The sequence below is a fragment of the Catenulispora rubra genome (assembly GCF_015356825.1).
In the GTDB taxonomy this organism is placed as follows: domain Bacteria; phylum Actinomycetota; class Actinomycetes; order Streptomycetales; family Catenulisporaceae; genus Catenulispora; species Catenulispora rubra.
On the sequence record NZ_JAACYW010000272.1, the window covers coordinates 1 to 15856 of the forward strand.

Sequence of the window (15856 nt, forward strand, 5' to 3'; positions counted from 1 at the left end):
GCTGGGGACGGGCCACTGATGGGGTGTGGCGGGTCCGCCAGCCGCCAGCCGTAGCCGTCAAGCCGCGGCCGCGGGCGTTGGCCCAGCCGCGAGCCACAATCCGCCGGCTACTGATCGAGCCGTGAACCACAATCCGCGAGGCGCCACCAACCAGCCCGAGCCGCGAGCCGCGAGCCGCACGATTGGTCGCGAGCCGCGAGCCGCGAGCCGCTAGCGGAGCTGCGAGCAGCCAATTGCGAACCGCGAGCCACTGACCCCCACCTGTGACCCCCACCTGTGCACCGCGAGCAGTCGGCCCCAGCCCTACCGACTCTGCAAGCATCCGCTTGGGTCCGGCAGTTCGCCGAAGAGTCTTCCGCCCGCACCTCAGCCCTCCACAATCGCCGCCCCGCCCCAATCCACCAGCCCGAGCATCGTCCGAATCTCCTCCGCCCGCAGAGTCAGCTCCCGGGCCGTGTCCTGCTCGCCGCGCTTCGTCGCGTACTCGGCGAGCAGCGCCGATGCGCGGCCTTCCTCGTACGGGTTCCGCGACTCCAGGGCCTCGCTCAGTGCTCGCTCGGCGCTTGCCTCGGCGTCGGTGTCGCGGCCCGCGGTGCGTTCGGTGCGCGCGCGCTCGTTCAGGAACTCCGCGAGGTCGCCGTGGGTGGTGCCGGCTTCGGTGAGGAGTTCGTCCAGGCGGGCGTGGTGCTCCAGGGCGCGGGCGGGGTCGCCGAGGCCGCGGTGCGTTGTCGCCAGGCCGTTGAGGGCGCGGGCGGTGCTGTCGAGGTATCTCTGTTCCTCGGCCACGCGGAGGGCGGTGTGGTAGTGCTCCAGTGCTTGCTGCGGGCGGTTGCTGATGCGCAGCGCGTCGCCGGCGACGACCAGTGCTGTGCTGCGGCCGGTGTCGTAGTGGTCGTGCTCGAAGAGCTCGATGGCTTCGGCGGTGAGGGTGAGGGCTTCGTCCGGCTGGTGCTGGCGGTTGGCGATCTCGGCCAGGTTCGTCAGGGCCATGCCCAGGCCGCGGATGTCCGGGTTGGTGCGGAAGTAGGTCACGACCTGCTCGCTGTATTTGCGCCCCTTGGCCAGGCGCCAGAGGGAGGTGTTGGTGACGGCCAGGGCGTCGAGCAGGGCTGCGCGGCGGCGGTCCGGGGCGCCGACCAGTGCGGTCTCGAGGTATTCGACGGCTTCTTCGGGGCGCCCGGCGATGAAGGAGGCGATGCCCAGCATGTGAGCGGCCCAGGCGTGGTCCTCTTCCGCGCCGGGGCCGCGGGTGCCGGTTCGGGCGTGGCGGCCCAGCGCGGTCATGTCGGCGGCTCGGCCGCTCGTCCACAGGAAGCACACGCTGTTGCGGAGCAGGGCCAGCGAGCGTGCGTCCAGGGTTGTCCCCGACAAGTGGATCAGGGTCGGGAGGTTCTCCTGGAACCAGGCTGCGCCTTCGGCGGCGTCGGCGAAGGCCGGCAGTCGGTCCGCGGGGTGGGCGGGGCGGATCAGGTCGATCGCAGCCGAGCCGTAGGGGTCGAACGCCGTCGACGCCTCGGCCGCCGCCGCGACGTGGTAGTCCACCAGGCGCCGCTCGGCCGCCGCGCGGCCCGGCTCCTCCATGCCGCGGGCGTGGTCGCGGGTCAGGTCGTGGAGCCGGAATCGTCCGGCTGCCGACTCGTCCAGGAGGTGCGCGTCGACCAGCGTCTGCAACAGGTCCTCGGCGTCGGCCGGGTGTGCGTCGAACAGTGCGGCCGCGGCGTACGCGTCGAACTCCAGCCCCGGCAGCGATCCGAGCAACGCGAACGCCGAGCGCTCCGTGTCCGTGAGGTGCGCCACCGACAACGCCAGCGCCGCGTCCACCCCGCCGCCGTCGGCCGCCAGTTCGCGGCGCCGCCGCCCCTCGTCACGCAGCCGTTCGGCCAGGAACGCGGCGCTCCACGCCGGCCGGTGCTGTAGCCGCGCCGCGCACAGCTGCACCGCCAGGGGGAGCCGGCCGCAGGCCTCGATGATCTCGTCGACGGCGTCCGGCTCGGCCGCCCGGCGGGCCGGTCCGGCGATCACGTCCACCAGTTCGCGGCACTCCGCCAGCGACGGCACCGCCAGCGACAGCGACCGCGCGCCGGCCAGGGACAGGAGCCTGCGCCGGCTCGTCACCAGCACCACCGCGTCCTGCGCACCCGGCAGCAGCGGACGCACCTGCGCGGAGTCCATGGCGTCGTCGAGCACGACCACCGGCGTCCGCCGCGCCGCCTCGCCCCGCCACAGTGCGGCCCGCAGATCCGGGTCGTCCGGAATCCGCTTGTCCGGTATGCCGATCGCGGTCAGCAGCGCCGCCAGCGCCGCCTCCGACGACAACGGGGCGCGATGGGACGTGTGGCCGTGCAGGTTGAGATACAGAGTCCTGCGACGCTCGGCCTCGGCCAGGGTCCGCGCGGCCCGGACCGCCAGCGTGCTCTTGCCGACCCCCGCCATGCCGTCCACGACCCAGACGCCGGGCGTCGCCACCAGCGTCGCGAGCTCCGGGCGGCGTCCGACGAAGTCCAGCGGCGCGCGCGGAAGGTCGTCGTGTCCGGCCCCGGCGACGCCGCGCGGCACGTTCAACCGCGTACCGCGTGCCGCGGCCCACGCCGTGCGCAGCCCGTCGGGGTCGCGCCGGGCCAGCCGGCTCATCGTCTGCACCACCGTCCAGGGCGGTACCGAGCGGCCGGCCAGGTAGCGGGACAAAGAGGAGTCGCTGACGTGGGTGACTCGCTCCAGTTCCTTCAGGCTCAGCCCGGTGGCCTCCTGTACCGCCAGCAGTTCGGCGGCAAGCAGTGCGCGCGGATCACCCGGCGCGCCCTCGGCCTCGTCCACATCGCCATCCCGACTCTGCTCCAGGCGCGCGCCTGCCGGGCGCGCGGCCATCGACATCTTGTGCGTATGCAGAGTATCCGCCGCAGCTTCGGACTGCCGGGGGCGCGAGATGTTGGACATCGGTCGTGTGCTGATGTCGTTTTGAAAGCCCTTCGCCCCGACAGGTTAGAAGACCTCTGGGATGGGCCATGCCTCTAGGTGTATCCCCTACCGGGAGGAGTCCCCTGATATGTCCCTCGATGTTTCCCCGGATCTGCTTGACGCCGCGGAGCGCGGCGAGGTGTCGGATGCGCAGTTCGCCGAGTGCGTGCGGGACTCGCTGCCGTACGCGTGGCGGATGGTCAGCGACTTGTCGACGCGGCTGCACGTGGACGGCGCAGGCGGGGTCGGCTTCGTCGACAACACCACGCCGCCGCCGGACGAGCAGGCCCGGGGACAGCTCCTGCGCGCGCTGGCCAGCGACGCCATCCGCGGCTGCCTGGAGCGGCACTTCGGGGTGCGCCTGGCGTTCCAGAACTGCCACCGCGTCGCGGTGTTCCCGGCCGGAACGGCGAAGGACTCCGAGGTGTACGGCAGGTTCACCTCGGTCCGTGCTCAGCTGCTGAACCAGTCGCCGTTGCTGCGCGACTGCTGAGCCGCGGGTCCCCGGAGCTGGTGGGGACGGTTCGGGTGCGGATGGAGCCGTACTGATCACGGGCTGGTGCGGGCTCCCGAATCGAGGCCGGAGGACTTGCGAAGGGCCGGTGGCGTCCCAGGGGGCAGAGGACGCCACCGGCTTCTTTATGGATGTGTGGTCAGGCCTCGCGCAGCAGCGGCAGGACCGACTTACCCAGGGCCCTGATATTGCTCAGCGTGTGCTCGGGGCCGCCGCCCTCGACGAACAGCAGAAAGTGCTCGATGCCCGTGGCCCGTCGCGCTTCCAGAATGCGCTCGGCGCAGTACGACGCCGGCCCGACCGGGTGGATCGTCGTCAAATGCTCGGCGTAGTCGTCGGCATCGCGTGTCGGTGGGGTCGTTCCGTCGAACCGGATGTAGCCCGCCAGCCCCGGACGCAGCCACGGCGGCATCGTCTGTCGCAGGAGTCTGACTCCCGTCTCGCGCGACTCGGTGACCTGCGCGACGACCGCGGAAGCATGCGGCGCGGCGGCTCCGTAGGCCCGGACCATCGCCGCCTTCTCGGCGTCGTCGGCATGCATGCCCAGCAGCATGGGTAATCGGTGCTCGGCCGCCATGCCCACCGTCTCAGGGGACGTACACGCCACCAGCATCTGCGGCCGTCCGCGCGGCACCACCGAGACCTCCCGGAACCGGTGGAACTCGCCGTCGTAAGAAACAGTGCTCTGCGAACTCCACGCGCACAGCACGTCCAGCGCCTCGGCGAACGACCGGCGGGACAGCCCCTCCATCCCGGCGCCGAACACCTCCAGGTCCACCCACGGGCCGCCGCGGCCCACGCCCAGGGTGAAGCGGCCGCCGGTGAGCACGTCCAGCATCGCCGCCTGCTCCGCCACCGCGACCGGGTGCGCCGTGCTCAGCACGGTCACGGCGGTGCCGATGCCGATGCTCCGGGTGCGGCCGGCCAGCAGAGCGGCGAAAGTGAGAGCTGAAGGGCAGGTGCCGTACGGCATGAAGTGGTGCTCGGCCATGAAGACGTCGTCGAAGCCGGCGTCCTCGGCGGCGATGCCGTAGTCCAGTGCCGTGCGCAGCGTCTGTTCCGGCGAGATGCCCGGAAAGCCCGCTGCCAACAGAAAAACGCCGATACGCATGGGCACCAGTGTGTAACCCATGTGGGGACTCTCACAGGCAAGAAGGTGCTGTCAGAACGGGGGTGTCGCGTAGATACTGGCCAGTAACCGCAGACTCCATCCCTTGGACGGTTGATTCCTGGGGGTTCCGGCAAGCAGGACCGTCGCCGGCGAAGCAAAATTACGAAACGGCTCAGCAGCAAGCATGGGCGACACGGACGACCTCCCTCAGCCTGGTTGGCTGTGGGTGGGCGGCCGGGGCGGCCAGGCGCCGCTACTGTGCTCCTGGCAGCCAGAGGCTGCGTGCCGTTTCGTGCCGGTACCTCCAGGAATCAACCGTCCAGTAGCTGCGAGTCACCGAAACTCAAGGAGACGGATACCCATGCCCCGCGAGTTCACCACCATTGGCGTCGTCGGCCTGGGCACGATGGGCGCCGGCATCGCCGAAGTCATGGCCCGCAACGGGATCAAGGTCATCGGGGTCGAGGTCGACGACGCCGGGCTGGCCCGGGGCCGGGGCCACCTGCAGTCCTCCGTGGCGCGCGCGGTCAAGCGCGGGAAGCTGACCGACGCCGAGGCCGCGGAGCTGCAGGACCGCGTCATCTTCAGCACCAGCCTGGACGACCTGGCCGCCGCCGAGCTGGTCGTCGAGGCCGTGCCGGAGGACCTGCAGCTCAAGCGTTCGGTCTTCCAGCGGCTGGACGCCATCTGTCCGCCGGAGACGGTCCTGGCCACCAACACCTCGGCGCTGTCCGTGACCGAGATCTCGGTGGCGACCGCGCGTCCCTCGCGCGTGGTCGGCGTGCATTTCTTCAACCCGGCGACGGTCATGAAGCTGGCCGAGGTGGTGCGCACGGTGGTCACCGACCCGGAGGTGGTCGACGACGTCGAGGCGCTGGTGCGCCGGCTCGGCAAGGACGACGTCACCTGCGGCGACCGGGCCGGCTTCATCGCCAACGCCCTGCTGTTCGGCTACCTGAACCACGCGGTGGCGATGTACGAGCAGAAGTACGCCACCCGCGAGGACATCGACACCGCGATGAAGCTCGGCTGCGGTCTGCCGATGGGCCCGCTGGCGCTGCTGGACCTGATCGGGATCGACACCGCCTACGAGATCCTGGACACGATGTACCGGCAGTCGCGCGACCGGCTGCACGCCCCGGCGCCGATCCTGAAGCAGATGGCGACCGCCGGGCTGCTCGGGCGCAAGACCGGCCGCGGGTTCTACACGTATGAGGGTTCTGACTCGCCGGTGGTGGTCGACGACGAGCAGGCGCCGGGCGCCGGCGGCCTCGGCCGGCACGGCGACCAGGTCCGCGAGGTGCGGCGGATCGGCGTCGTCGGATCCGGCACGATGGCCAACGGCATCGCAGAGGTCTGCGTCAAGGCCGGCTACGACACCGTCCTGGTCGCCCGGGCCACGGCCAAGGTGGACGCGGCGCGGGCCGCGATCGCGCGCTCGCTGGAGAAGGCGGTGCAGCGCGGCAAGCTGGCCGAGCCGGACCGGGACGCCGCGCTGGCCCGGCTGCACGGCAGCGTCGACCTGGCCGAGCTGTCCGACTGCGACCTGGTCGTCGAGGCGGTCGTGGAAGACGTCGAGGTCAAGCGCGCGCTGTTCTCCAACTTCGACGAGCTCTGCAAGCCCGGCGCGATCCTGGCCACCACGACCTCCTCGCTGCCGGTCATCGAGTGCGCGATGGCCACGCAGCGCCCGGCCGACGTGGTCGGCGTGCACTTCTTCAACCCGGCGCCGGTGATGAAGCTGGTCGAGGTGGTGCGCACGGTGAAGACCGCCGACGACGTGGTCGCCACGGTGCACGCGGTGTGCGCGAAGCTGGGCAAGGTCGCGGTGGACTGCGGCGACCGCGCCGGCTTCATCGTGAACGCGCTGCTGTTCCCGTACCTGAACGACGCGGTGAAGATGCTGGAGGCGCACTACGCCACCGCCGACGACATCGACACCGCGATGAAGCGCGGCTGCGGGTACCCGATGGGGCCCTTCGAACTGCTGGACGTCGTGGGCCTGGACGTGTCGCTGGCCATCCAGCGCGTGCTGTACCTGGAGTTCCGCGAGCCCGGGTTCGCCCCGGCGCCGCTGCTGGAACACCTGGTGACCGCGGGATACCTGGGACGCAAGGCGGGGCGCGGGTTCCGGGACTACAGCTCCCGTTGACCCGGCTGACGCCGAATATCCGGTTGACATGGGACCCGCACGGCCGAACACGGCGCGCGCTCTGATTACCCTTGTAGGTATGAGCCCGCGCCGCCGCCCGCCCCGCCGCTCCGACGTCCCCGACGACGAGCAGGACGGCGCGTCCGCCCGGATGGCGTCGCGGGTCCTGGGCTACGACCGGATCGAGCCCGGGCCCGACGGCCGGGACTGGGCCGTGCGTGGGATCCCGGGGCAGGCGGCGCAGAAGGTGTACCGGTGCCCGGGGTGCGACCAGGAGATCCGCGCCGGGGTGCCGCACGTCGTGGCCTGGCCGAAGGACCTCGGCCAGGGCATCCACGACCGGCGGCACTGGCACACGCCGTGCTGGAACGCGCGTTCGCGGCGCCGGGCCAGATAGCGCCAGGCCAGATGGCGCCGTGCTGGATGGTGCCGGGCCAGACAGTGCCGTGCCAGACAGTGCCGTGCCAGACAGGGCGGCGCGCGGCCGCGACCGCCTGAGATAACGCTTCGACAAAGTCAGGGCGCGGACACGCCGTACCCTTGGCGCCGGGCGCGCCGACCCGCGATCATTTGCGCCATGGACCGCACATTCGAGGAACTGATCGCGGAAGGCCACGCGGTCGACGTCAGCGGCTGGGACTTCTCCTGGCTGGACGGCCGCGCCACCGAGGAGCGCCCGCCCTGGGGCTACCAGCGGCTGCTGGGTGAGCGCGTCGGCCAGGCGCATCTGCACCTGGACATCCAGACCGGCGGCGGCGAGGTGCTGGCCGGCGTCCCGCAGCGGGCTTCCGGCGCCATGGTCGCCACCGAGGGCTGGCCGCCGAACATCGCGGTCGCGCAGCGGAACCTGCGGGACAAGGGCGTGGTCATCGTCGCCGACGAGGACGAGCCGCCGCTGCCCTTCGCCGACGGCGCCTTCGACCTGGTCACCAGTCGGCACCCGGTGATGGCGCACTGGCGCGAGATCGCGCGCGTGCTGGCCCCCGGCGGCACCTACTTCTCGCAGCACATCGGCCCGGACAGCGGCCACGAGGTCTACGAGTGGTTCCTCGGTCCCAAGCCCACCGGCAAGAGCTTCCGTGAGCCGGCGCTGGCACGTCAGGAAGCTGAGAAGAACGGCTTGGAGGTCGTGGACCTTCAGGAAGCCGAGTTGAAGATGGAGTTCTTCGACATCGGCGCCATGGTCTACTTCCTGCGCAAGGTGATCTGGTTCGTGCCGGACTTCACCGTCGAGAAGTACCGCGACGACCTGCTGCGCCTGCACGAACACATGGCGCGCGAGGGGTCGTTCGTGGCGTACTCGCGGCGGTTCCTCGTCGAGGCGCGCAAGCCCGAGGCCCGACCTGCCTGAAGTCTGACCTGATCGGGTCCTGAGATCCCCTATAGTCCCCTGCCATGACGGCACTCACGGGGCGCTCACGGGTCTTCTCCCGGTCGGACCTGATCCTGTTCGGCCTGACCGGGCTCGCGACCGCGGGCTCGGCGGTCGTGACGCACGGCTCCCTGGCCCCGTTCCTGATCACGGCGGTCGCCGTCACGCTGGTGGCGGCGATGGTCGGACGCGCGGTGGACCACCTGGCCGACCGGCTCGGGGCGGGGGCGGTCGGCGTGCTGCAGGGGGCGCTGGGGAACCTGCCGGAGCTGTTCGTGTCCGTGTTCGCGCTGCGGGCCGGGCTGACCACGGTCGTGAGCTCGGCGATCATCGGCTCGATCATGGCGAACCTGCTGCTGGTCCTGGGGCTCTCGTTCGTGGTGGGCAGCGCGCGGCACGGCATCCTGCGGTTCTCGATCCAGCGGGCCCGGCTCATCATGGGCCTGATGATCCTGTCGGTGGCCTCGATGCTGATCCCCAGCCTCGCCGCCTACATCCACTCCCCGGCCGCGGGCCACGAGGTGGCGCTGGCCCGGGTCACGGCGGTGGTCCTGCTGGCGGTCTTCGCGCTGTCGATCCCGGTGAGCCTGCGGCGCGATCTGGAGCCGACCGCCGCCGAGGAGGCCGCGGAGGTGAAGCAGGAGATCGACGCGGACAATCCGTGGCCGCTGTGGCTGGCGATCGGGGTCCTGGTGGTGGCGGCCATGGGTGCCGCCTACATCTCCGACCAGTTCGTCAACGCCCTGACGCCCGCGATGAACTCCCTGCACATCTCGCAGGCCTTCTCCGGCCTCGTGATCGTGGCGCTGGCCGGCAACGCCGTGGAGAACGCGGTCGGGGTGAAGCTGGCCTGGCAGAACCGCACCGACCACGCGTTGTCGGTGGTGCTGAACAGTCCGTTGCAGATCGCGCTGGTCCTGGCGCCGGCGCTGGTGCTGCTGTCGCCGGTGATCGGCGGTCCGGCGTTCACGCTGGTGTTCAACCCGATGCTGGTCACGACGGTCGGGATCGCGACGGTGGCCGTGCTCTACCTGATCTCGGACGGGGAGTCCGACTGGTTGGAGGGCTCGGCGATGATCGGGCTCTATGTGCTGATCGCGACGGCGTTCTGGTGGGGGTAGGTGCTCGCCTCGCGCGAAGCGAGCACCTACCCGTTGAACGCTAAGCGTCGCGCCGCTTCAGCATCCACTCGGCCGCGAGCAACAACAGTACGGTCCACACCGCGAAGACTCCGTAGCCCTGCCAGGCGGACAGCAGATCCTTCGGTCCCGGTGCCGACTGGGCGACCAGGTGCCCGGCCTCGGTCGGCAGGTAGGCGTGGATGTGCTTGCCCACCGAGCCCGGCAGGAGCTGTGCCAACGGCGCCAGCACCAATACGAAGCCGATGACGCCGGTGATGGCGCCCGCGGTGTGCCGGACCAGGGCACCGATCGCCATGGCGAACAGGCCGAGCATGGTCAGGTAGAGACCGGCTCCGACCAGGGCGCGCAGGACGCCCTTGTCGCCCAGGCTCACCTGGACCTTGCTGTGCAGGATCGGGGCCGCGATGAAGAACGCCCCGAAGGACACGATCTCGGTGACCACGAAGGTCACCACGGCGAAGACCACCGACTTGGCCGCGAGCATCGGGGTGCGTCGCGGGACGGCGAGCAGCGAGGCCCGGATCATGCCGGTGGAGTACTCCGACGTGATCACCATCACGCCCAGGACGCAGATCGCCAGCTGGCCCAGGAAGAAGCCGGAGCCGAGGATGTTGCCGGTCGGGTCGCGCAGCCACGAGGCCTTCTGGTCGGGGTCGGCCTTGTCCCAGCTGTTCACCGTCAACGCCGTGATCAGCGCGGCCAGGCCGAGGGCCAGGACCACGAAGGCGAGCAGCGACCACACCGTCGAGCGCACGCTGCGGAACTTCGTCCATTCCATCGCCAACAGGCGCGGGAACGCGGCGCCGGCGCCGCGGCCCTCGTTCGCGGAGACCGGTCCGCTTGGGCCGCTTGGGCCGCTCGCTCCGCTTGGTCCGTTCGGGCCGCTCGGGGTGGCTGCGTCGCTGGTCGTGGCGGTCATTCGGCGACCTCGCTTTCGGAGACCTGAGCGGTCGCGGCGACCGGAGCGCCTTGCGCCTGGGCCGGGACGCCGTCAGCGTGCTGATCCACCTCGACGTGGTACTCGACCGAGCCGCGTGTCAGCTCCATGAACGCCTCCTCCAGCGAGGCCCGTTGCGGGGTGAGTTCGTGCAGGACGACGCGCGCCGCGGCCGCCTTCTCGCCGATCTCCGCGGCCTCCATGCCGCGGACGATCAGGGCGCCGTCGTCGGCGGTGGTCACCGTGACCGCACCTTCGCCCTCGCTGGAGCCAGAGCCCTCGCCGGAGCCATCGCTCTGCGCCGGGACGGCCGCCCGCTCCAGTTCCTTGGCCAGCTGCGCCGGCTGCGGGGTGCGGACCAGGACCGAGCGCTCGGAGGAGCGCGCGATGAACGCGTCCACCGACTCGTCCGCGATCAGCTTCCCGCGCCCGATCACCACCAGGTGGTCGGCGGTCTGCGCCATCTCGCTCATCAGGTGCGAGGAGACGAAGATGGTCTTGCCGGCGGCGGCCAGCGACTTCATCAGGTTCCTGATCCAGAGCACGCCCTCCGGGTCCAGCCCGTTGACCGGCTCGTCCAGGATCAGCACCTGCGGATCGCCGAGCAGCGCGGCGGCGATGCCCAGGCGCTGGCCCATGCCCAGCGAGAAGCCCCCGGCCCGCTTGCGCGCCACCTCGGTCAGGCCGACCAGGGCCAGCGCCTCGTCCACGCGCTTGCGCGGCAGGCCCTGGCTCTGCGCCAGGCACCAGAGGTGGTTGTAGGCGGAGCGGCCGGTGTGGACGGCCCGCGCCTCCAGCAGTGCTCCCACCTTGCGCAGCGGTTCGCGCAGGTCCGCGTACGGGACCCCGTCGATGGTGGCGGTGCCCGACTGCGGGCGGTCCAAGCCCAGGATCAGTCGCATCGTGGTGGACTTGCCGGCCCCGTTCGGGCCCAGGAAGCCTGTGATGTGGCCCGGTTCCACGGCGAACGTCAAGTGGTCCACGGCGACCTTGTCGCCGTACCGCTTGGACAGGTCGTGCACTTCGATCACGGCAGCCCCCTCAGACAGCACGAGACGGAGCCAGCGTGCCCTGGCTCCGTCTGAAGCTTACGGAAAAGGACTGGAAAAGCAGCGTCTACGCGTCCTTACTGCGCATCACGATCGCGCCACCGATCAGCGCGACCGCCGCATAGACGGCGAACACCCCGAATCCGGCCCAGGGCGAGAGCATGTCGGCCTGCGGCCTGGTGGTGATGATCTGCAGCCCGGCGTTGAACGGGATCCACTTGCTGATGTCCGTGCGCCAGTTGTGCGGCAGGAACTGCACCAGGATGAACAGGACGAACAGGAGCCCGACCCCGGTGGTGATGGCGCCGGCCGTGTGCCGCAGCAGGGCGCCGAGACCGAACGCCAGCAGGGCGGTCACGGTCATATACAGGCCGCCGCCGATCACCGCGCGCAGCACGCCGGGGTCGGACAGGCTGAGGGTGATGTGGTGCCCGGAGTAGATGGCCGAGGCGATGAAGAACGACGCGAACGAGCAGATCAGCCCGATGACCAGCGCCACCGCCGCGACGATGGCGGCCTTGGACCAGAACACCGTGGCGCGCCGCGGCTGGCTGGTCAGCGAGGTGCGGATCATGCCGGTGCTGTACTCGGCGGTGATCGCCATCGCGCCGAACACCACGATCACCAGCTGCCCGAAGAACAGGCCGGACATGGAGTTCGCGGTGAAGTCGTCGTCCGGGGAAGGGTGGCTGGAAGAGCCCATGGCGATCAGCGACCCCAGGCCGATCGTGATGACCGCGGTGATCAGCAGCGTCCAGAAGGTGGAGCGGACGGTGCGGATCTTCGTCCACTCCGAGCGCAGGGCGGTGCCGAACGTGGCCTTCGCCTGCGGGAAGGGGTCGGGGCCGGCGAAGGGCGGCTGCTGGTTCTGCTGGTACTGCTGGTTCGGGGCGAAGCCGGACTGGCCCTGCGGGGCGAACTGGTTCGGCTGACCGGGCTGGCCGCCGAAGTGCGGGTTCTGCGGCGCTCCGTAACCGGGACCGGCGTTCGGCGGCACCGGCTGGCCCGGCGCGTATCCCGGGGCCTGAGCCTGCGGCGGCACCTGGCCCGGGGCGTAGCCGGGCTGCTGCGGCTGCCCGATCTGCGAGGGGGTGCTCATCTCAACGGGCTCCGATCATCTGGCCGGGGGCGGCGTACGGGTTCTGCGGTCCGCCCGGCGCGCCGGGTCCGCCGGGCGCACCAGGACCGCCGGGGCCCTGCTGTCCGACGCCGACCGCGCGGTACTCCACGTCGTCCTTGGTCATCTCCATGAAGGCCTCTTCCAGCGAGGCCTGGTGCGGCGCGAGCTCGTGCACCCGGATCTGGTTGTCGTAGGCCAGGTCGCCGATCTGCTGCGGGCTGGCGCCGCGCACCGTGATCAGGCCGCTGGCGTCGTTGGTCACCCGCGCGCCGTTGCCCGCCAGCAGCTGCATCAGCTTCATCGGGTCCGGGGTGCGCACCGTGACGGACTGCTCGGAGTTGCGCTCGATGAACTCCTTCACCGAGCAGTCCGCCTGCAGCTTGCCGCGGCCGATCACGATCAGGTGGTCGGCGGTGTGCTCCATCTCGGACATCAGGTGCGAGGAGACGAAGACCGTGCGGCCCTCGGAGGCCAGCTTGCGCATGAACTCGCGGATCCAGCGGATGCCGTCCGGGTCCAGGCCGTTGACCGGCTCGTCGAACATCAGCACCCGGGGGTCGCCGAGCAGGGCGGCGGCGATCCCCAGCCGCTGGCCCATGCCCAGGGAGAAGCCGCCGGAGCGCTTCTTGGCGACCTCGCGCAGGCCGGTCAGCTCCAGCACCTCGTCGACCCGGCGGGCCGGCAGGTGGTTGGACTGCGCCAGGCACAGCAGGTGGTTGTAGGCGGTGCGGCCGCCGTGGATGGCCTTGGCGTCCAGCAACGCGCCGACCTCGCGCATCGGCGCCACGGCCTTGACGTAGGGGCGGCCGTTGACGGTGACCGTGCCGGACGACGGCGAGTCCAGGCCCAGGATCATCCGCATGGTCGTCGACTTTCCGGCGCCGTTCGGACCGAGGAAGCCGGTCACCACCCCCGGACGCACGGTGAACGTCAAGCCGTCTACGGCTTTCTTGTCGCCGTACTGCTTGGTGAGCCCTGTAGCTTCGATCATGCGGTAGACCGTATCGGGGTTGAGGTGGGCCCGTCGTCGGTCTTAGGTCTTCCGTTGCCGGGCCCGGTATTAGCCCTTAGTAGGGGGAGGTACCGTGGATCACGATGAGCACCGACATCCGCGCCACCACGATCCTGCCGGCCGAGCGCCGACCGGTGACCCTGACCACCGCCGACGGCCTGGAGCTGGTCGGCGAGCTGGCGCTGCCGCCGGGAGGCCGCACGCCGGCCGGGACCCTGGTCACACTCCACCCGCTGCCGACGCACGGCGGCTTCATGGACAGCCATGTCTACCGGAAGGCGGCCTGGCGGCTGCCGGCGCTGGCGGACCTGGCGGTGCTGCGGTTCAACACCCGCGGGACGGTCTCGCCGGCCGGCCGGAGCCAGGGCGAGTTCGACGAGGCGGTGGGGGAGCGGTTCGACGTGCAGGCCGCGATCGAGTTCGCCGATTTCGAGGACCTGCCGAACCGGTGGCTGGTCGGCTGGTCGTTCGGGACCGATCTGGCGCTGATGTACGGGGACGATCCGACGGTGGACGGGTTGATCCTGCTCTCGCCGCCGCTGCGGTATTCGCGGCCGGAGGATCTGGACCGGTGGGCGGCTTCCGGGAAGCCGGTCGTGGTGCTGGTGCCGGAGTTCGACGACTATCTGCGGCCTGATGAGGCTCGTGAGCGGTTCGCTCACGCTTGGAAGGGACACAGCCCGCAGGCTGAGGTGATCGGCGTTGATGGCGCGAAGCACCTGTGGGTGGGGGAGAAGTACGTCCAGCGCGTGCACAACGAGATCGTGAAGCGGGTGAATCCGGCGGCGTATCCGTTGGCGACGACGTGGGACGGGGAGTTCGAGACGTTCGCCGAGTAGCGGATAATCGGTTGGCGTCTAGCGGCCTCGTGGCGAGTATCGAGGCATGGACGAATCACGCCAACGTCAGGCCGCCGACCGAGGGTCGGGAAGCGCTGATCTACAGATCATCCAGTGTTACAGCCACGGTCGCGTGGTGCAGATGCCGTCGTTGCGCGGGCGCAGCCAGGACTTGCGCGACCGGCTGCTGAAGCACATCGCCTCCCGGGCCTTCGAGCCGGGGCGTGCTTACAACGAGCAGGAGGTCAACGCGGCGCTGATGCCGGTCTTCGACGACTACGTCGCGCTGCGCCGGTACCTCGTCGAGAGCCGGCACCTCATACGGGATCAGGCTGGACGGGAGTATCGGCTTCCGGTCCCGGCGTAGGCGGGGTGCTCAGCGCGCTCGGCGGCGTGGCGTCCGGATCCCGGTCCTGCGCCGGCAGCACGACCTGCCGCACGATCACCAGCAGCCCGGCGGTCAGCGGGATGAACAGCAGCGCGCCGGAGACGCCGAGGATGGTGTAGCCGGCCAGGGCCGCTATCACCGCGACCGCCGGCGGCAGGTCGACGGTCCGGGACATCACGCGCGGGTAGATCAGGTAGTTCTCGAGCTGCTGGTAGAGGACGAAGAAGATCAGGGCCGCGAGCGCCTTGAACGGGGAGTCCAGCAGCAGGATGACGGCGCAGGCGAGGAACGCGCCGAAGGTGGCCCCGATGATGGGGATCAGGTCGGTCAGGCCGACCAGCAGCGCCAGCGGCAGCGCGAAGCGCACGCCCATCACGGACATGGCGAGCCAGCTGGCGAGGGTGGCGCAGGTGGAGACGACCAGGGCGCCGGAGACGTAACCGCCGACCCGGTTCAGGACCCGGTCGGTGAGGTCTGCGGCGCGCTCCCGGCGAGAACGCGGGACCAGCTTGAGGCCGCCGGAGGTCATGGCCGGCAGCGAGCCGAGGAAGTACAGCGTCAGCATCAGGATCGTGAAGGCCTTGAAGACGCTGGTGAGTACCGCCTTGCCGAAGCCGAAGGCACCGCCGGCCAGGGTTTTGGTGGTATCGGCCGTGGTGAACCAGTTCTGGAGCTTCGTGATGATGTGGTACTTCTTGTCCAGCCGCTGGATCGTGGAGTTCTCCTGGAGCTTCTTCAGCCCGTCGGGGACGCCGTTGTGCACCAGTGACGAAGTCTGGTCCGCCAGCGGCTTGGCGATGACGACGATGAAGCCGGCGAACAGGGCCAGCGCGGCGAGGGCGACTATCGTGACGGCCCAGCGCCGGTGGAAGCCGCGGGACGTGAGCATCTCCACGAACGGGTTGAGGCCGGCGGCCAGGACCAGCGCCATGGTGATCATGACGATGATGTCGATGACGTTGGTCAGGGTCTTGCCCAGGTAGTAGGCGCCCAGCACGCCGAACCCGCCGACCAGTCCGATCGCGAAGGGCGGGGTCCGGGTCAGCGCCGGCCTGAACGCCGACGCGCCCGATGAGCCCGACGCCCGCGACGCCCCCGATACCTCCGATGCGCCCTGTGCGCCCTGTGCGCCCGGCGTGCCTGGCGCACTGCTGGCGGACTCGGCGGGACCCTCATCGGCGGCGGTCATGGAGCGAGTTTAGAGGAGCCGCGCGCCGGGGCGCCGATGGCGGAGCGGGGGCGGCGTGCTGGGGGCTGATGTTCGG

Annotated in this window: 14 protein-coding genes; 7 read left to right on the forward strand and 7 right to left on the reverse strand. The window is 70.5% G+C overall.

Annotated elements, in window-relative coordinates; all coding sequences use genetic code 11:
- Positions 1-366: 366 nt before the first annotated feature.
- Positions 367-2934: a tetratricopeptide repeat protein gene (locus GWK61_RS43400; protein ID WP_194918047.1), complete on the reverse strand. Its 2568-nt coding sequence runs from the start codon at positions 2932-2934 to the stop codon at positions 367-369.
- A gap of 109 nt (positions 2935-3043) precedes the next feature.
- Here GWK61_RS43400 and GWK61_RS43405 point away from each other — a divergent pair, with 109 nt between their 5' ends.
- Complete coding sequence (locus GWK61_RS43405) at positions 3044-3448, forward strand: SCO5389 family protein (protein ID WP_194918049.1); 405 nt, start codon at positions 3044-3046, stop codon at positions 3446-3448.
- Positions 3449-3608: 160 nt separating this feature from the next.
- Here GWK61_RS43405 and GWK61_RS43410 read toward each other — a convergent pair whose 3' ends face one another.
- The gene (locus tag GWK61_RS43410; RefSeq protein ID WP_194918052.1) at positions 3609-4580 is read right to left on the reverse strand and encodes an LLM class flavin-dependent oxidoreductase; all 972 of its coding nucleotides are present in this window, start codon (positions 4578-4580) and stop codon (positions 3609-3611) included.
- Positions 4581-4941: 361 nt separating this feature from the next.
- Between GWK61_RS43410 and GWK61_RS43415 the strand changes: the two genes are divergently transcribed.
- The 4 genes from GWK61_RS43415 (at position 4942) to cax (ending at position 9225) form a co-directional block, all read left to right on the forward strand.
- Positions 4942-6732 (forward strand): 3-hydroxyacyl-CoA dehydrogenase family protein, encoded by a 1791-nt coding sequence (locus tag GWK61_RS43415; RefSeq protein ID WP_194918053.1) that lies wholly within the window; start codon positions 4942-4944, stop codon positions 6730-6732.
- A gap of 79 nt (positions 6733-6811) precedes the next feature.
- Entirely contained in the window at positions 6812-7129 is a 318-nt protein-coding gene (locus tag GWK61_RS43420) for an Rv1322 family protein (RefSeq protein ID WP_194918055.1), read from the forward strand.
- A 180-nt stretch (positions 7130-7309) separates the two neighbouring features.
- Positions 7310-8083, forward strand: coding sequence for a class I SAM-dependent methyltransferase (locus GWK61_RS43425; protein WP_194918058.1), 774 nt, complete (start codon positions 7310-7312; stop codon positions 8081-8083).
- A 44-nt stretch (positions 8084-8127) separates the two neighbouring features.
- Positions 8128-9225, forward strand: coding sequence for a calcium/proton exchanger (gene cax, locus GWK61_RS43430; protein ID WP_194918060.1), 1098 nt, complete (start codon positions 8128-8130; stop codon positions 9223-9225).
- Between the two features lie 40 nt (positions 9226-9265).
- Here the strand turns inward: cax and GWK61_RS43435 are convergent, their stop codons facing one another.
- The 4 genes from GWK61_RS43435 to GWK61_RS43450 form a co-directional block, all read right to left on the reverse strand.
- The gene (locus tag GWK61_RS43435) at positions 9266-10165 is read right to left on the reverse strand and encodes an ABC transporter permease (RefSeq protein WP_194918062.1); all 900 of its coding nucleotides are present in this window, start codon (positions 10163-10165) and stop codon (positions 9266-9268) included.
- Entirely contained in the window at positions 10162-11214 is a 1053-nt protein-coding gene (locus tag GWK61_RS43440) for an ABC transporter ATP-binding protein (protein WP_194918064.1), read from the reverse strand. Before GWK61_RS43440 ends, GWK61_RS43435 begins: the two co-directional genes overlap by 4 nt.
- A gap of 85 nt (positions 11215-11299) precedes the next feature.
- A complete protein-coding gene (locus tag GWK61_RS43445) occupies positions 11300-12331 on the reverse strand; it encodes a DUF2705 family protein (protein WP_194918066.1) in 1032 nt (343 codons plus the stop codon).
- Between the two features lies 1 nt (position 12332).
- Positions 12333-13343, reverse strand: coding sequence for an ABC transporter ATP-binding protein (locus GWK61_RS43450; RefSeq protein ID WP_194918077.1), 1011 nt, complete (start codon positions 13341-13343; stop codon positions 12333-12335).
- Positions 13344-13447: 104 nt separating this feature from the next.
- Here GWK61_RS43450 and GWK61_RS43455 point away from each other — a divergent pair, with 104 nt between their 5' ends.
- On the forward strand, positions 13448-14203 hold the full coding sequence (locus GWK61_RS43455) for an alpha/beta hydrolase (protein ID WP_194918079.1): 756 nt from the start codon (positions 13448-13450) through the stop codon (positions 14201-14203).
- A gap of 46 nt (positions 14204-14249) precedes the next feature.
- A complete protein-coding gene (locus GWK61_RS43460) occupies positions 14250-14570 on the forward strand; it encodes a DUF2087 domain-containing protein (RefSeq protein ID WP_228563916.1) in 321 nt (106 codons plus the stop codon).
- On the opposite strand, the gene GWK61_RS43465 is transcribed toward GWK61_RS43460, so the two are convergent.
- Positions 14521-15780: an AI-2E family transporter gene (locus GWK61_RS43465; RefSeq protein ID WP_194918081.1), complete on the reverse strand. Its 1260-nt coding sequence runs from the start codon at positions 15778-15780 to the stop codon at positions 14521-14523. The two genes, GWK61_RS43460 and GWK61_RS43465, sit on opposite strands and share 50 nt — an antisense overlap.
- Positions 15781-15856: the final 76 nt, after the last annotated feature.

What these genes read in the sequence shown, in the direction of transcription:
- GWK61_RS43455 (WP_194918079.1), top strand. Translation starts at nt 13,448, where the DNA reads ATGAGCACCGACATCCGCGCCACCACGATCCTGCCGGCCGAGCGCCGA.
- GWK61_RS43435 (WP_194918062.1), bottom strand. Translation starts at nt 10,165, where the DNA reads ATGACCGCCACGACCAGCGACGCAGCCACCCCGAGCGGCCCGAACGGA.
- GWK61_RS43415 (WP_194918053.1), top strand. Translation starts at nt 4,942, where the DNA reads ATGCCCCGCGAGTTCACCACCATTGGCGTCGTCGGCCTGGGCACGATG.
- cax (WP_194918060.1), top strand. Translation starts at nt 8,128, where the DNA reads ATGACGGCACTCACGGGGCGCTCACGGGTCTTCTCCCGGTCGGACCTG.
- GWK61_RS43425 (WP_194918058.1), top strand. Translation starts at nt 7,310, where the DNA reads ATGGACCGCACATTCGAGGAACTGATCGCGGAAGGCCACGCGGTCGAC.
- GWK61_RS43450 (WP_194918077.1), bottom strand. Translation starts at nt 13,343, where the DNA reads ATGATCGAAGCTACAGGGCTCACCAAGCAGTACGGCGACAAGAAAGCC.
- GWK61_RS43420 (WP_194918055.1), top strand. Translation starts at nt 6,812, where the DNA reads ATGAGCCCGCGCCGCCGCCCGCCCCGCCGCTCCGACGTCCCCGACGAC.
- GWK61_RS43445 (WP_194918066.1), bottom strand. Translation starts at nt 12,331, where the DNA reads ATGAGCACCCCCTCGCAGATCGGGCAGCCGCAGCAGCCCGGCTACGCC.
- GWK61_RS43400 (WP_194918047.1), bottom strand. Translation starts at nt 2,934, where the DNA reads ATGTCCAACATCTCGCGCCCCCGGCAGTCCGAAGCTGCGGCGGATACT.
- GWK61_RS43460 (WP_228563916.1), top strand. Translation starts at nt 14,250, where the DNA reads ATGGACGAATCACGCCAACGTCAGGCCGCCGACCGAGGGTCGGGAAGC.
- GWK61_RS43465 (WP_194918081.1), bottom strand. Translation starts at nt 15,780, where the DNA reads ATGACCGCCGCCGATGAGGGTCCCGCCGAGTCCGCCAGCAGTGCGCCA.
- GWK61_RS43405 (WP_194918049.1), top strand. Translation starts at nt 3,044, where the DNA reads ATGTCCCTCGATGTTTCCCCGGATCTGCTTGACGCCGCGGAGCGCGGC.
- GWK61_RS43410 (WP_194918052.1), bottom strand. Translation starts at nt 4,580, where the DNA reads ATGCGTATCGGCGTTTTTCTGTTGGCAGCGGGCTTTCCGGGCATCTCG.